The following is a 1,617-nucleotide window of genomic DNA, read 5'->3' on the forward strand; positions in this document are numbered from 1 at the left end:
AGCTTGTCGTTTAACCTCCCGGCCCCCCGGGAGTTGCACTGCTGGGATTCGGGGTTGGCGTGAAGGCGGCCACCGCGTGATCCTTCGGAGTTGCGAAGCTTCGAAGATCGGCGGTGGCCGTGATGGACAGTCTTCACCGGGCCGGTGCGGTTGACCAGGGTTCCGCCGTGGAGGCGGCCACGCGGCTGCAGAGCTTCCGGGGTGAGCTGTACGGATGCCTCGGGCGGCGGGCCGATGAGTTGTTCGAGCTGACCGATGCGGTGCTGTGCGCCGAGGGGCCGGTGCACACGCTGGTCGGGCTGTGCCTGACCCCGGAGCACCGCCGCGGCCACGGCGCGCTCTACGACGCGCTCAATCACGGCTCGGTCGATGCCGACCGGCTGCGCCAGCGGCTGGCCGAGCTTCCCGTGCCGCGGATGTTCGGTGGGCGGATCGTGCTGGCCGTCGACGCCACGCCGTGGCTGCGTCCAGACGCTCCGTGCTGCCCGGAACGGCTGTTCTGCCACGTCTATGGCCGCGGGCGGCACCCAGACGCCGATCAGCAGATCCCGGGCTGGCCGTATCAGCTGGTGGTGGCGCTGGAGAGCGGGCCGACCAGCTGGACCGCGGCGCTGGACATCATCCGCCTCGGCCCGGCCGATGACGCCACCGCGGTCACCGCCGCCCAGCTGCGCGCCGTGGTCGGCCGGCTGCGCGCGGCCGGGCACTGGCACGACGGTGATCGGCCGATCATGGTGGTGCTCGACTCCGGCTATGACGTGTGTCGGCTGGCCTGGCTGCTGGCCGACTTGCCGCTGCATCTGATCGGGCGGATCCGCGCCGATCGAGTGCTGCTCGGCCCCGCCGCCCCGCGGCCGACCGACGGTCGGGGTCCGGTGGGCCGCCCCCGCCGGCACGGAGCGGCGATGACCCTGGCCAAGCCGCACACCTGGCCGGCGCCGAGCACCCGGTCGAGCACCGACACGCCCCGCTACGGGCGGGCCGAGGCCACCGCCTGGGACCGGATGCATCCCCGGCTGACCCACCGCGGCGCCTGGGCCGACCATGTCGGCCGGCTGCCGATCGTGGAGGGCACGCTGATCCGCCTGCAGGTCGAGCACTTGCCCGGCCAGCGCTCGGCCAAGCCGGTCTGGCTGTGGTCCTCGCATACCGCCGCCGACTGCGACGACGACCTCGACCAGCTGGCCGCCGAGGTCGTGCGCTGCTGGCAGGCCTACCTTCGCCGCTTCGATGAAGAACACACCATCCGGCTGTTCAAGCAGGTCCTGGGCTGGACGGCTCCCAAGTTCCGCTCACCGGCCGCGGCCGACCGCTGGACCTGGCTGATCCTGGCCGCGCACACCCAGCTGCGGCTGGCCCGCCCGCTGGCCGCCGATCTGCGCCGGCCCTGGGAACGGCCGCTGCCTGCCGAGCGGCTGACCCCGGCGCGGGTCCGCCGCGGATTTCGCTACCTGCGGGCGAAGACGGTCCAGCCGGCCAGTGCACCGAAACCCGCCCATCCCGGGCCAGGACGGCCAGCCGGGGTCGCCAACCGCAGCCGGGCTCCCCGCTACGACGTCGGCAAGACCGCCAAACGAGACACCACCGACCCGAAAATCAAGGGTTAAACGACAAGCT

General features: G+C 72.6%; 1 protein-coding gene. It reads left to right on the forward strand.

The features are described from left to right. The first annotated feature begins 167 nt into the window (after nt 1–167). Nucleotides 168–1,607 (forward strand): NF041680 family putative transposase, encoded by a 1,440-nt coding sequence (locus DQ238_RS22510; protein ID WP_233496226.1) that lies wholly within the window; start codon nt 168–170, stop codon nt 1,605–1,607. The last annotated feature ends 10 nt before the right edge of the window (nt 1,608–1,617 follow it).

This window comes from Geodermatophilus sp. TF02-6, assembly GCF_003319115.1.
In the GTDB taxonomy this organism is placed as follows: Bacteria; Actinomycetota; Actinomycetes; order Mycobacteriales; family Geodermatophilaceae; genus Geodermatophilus.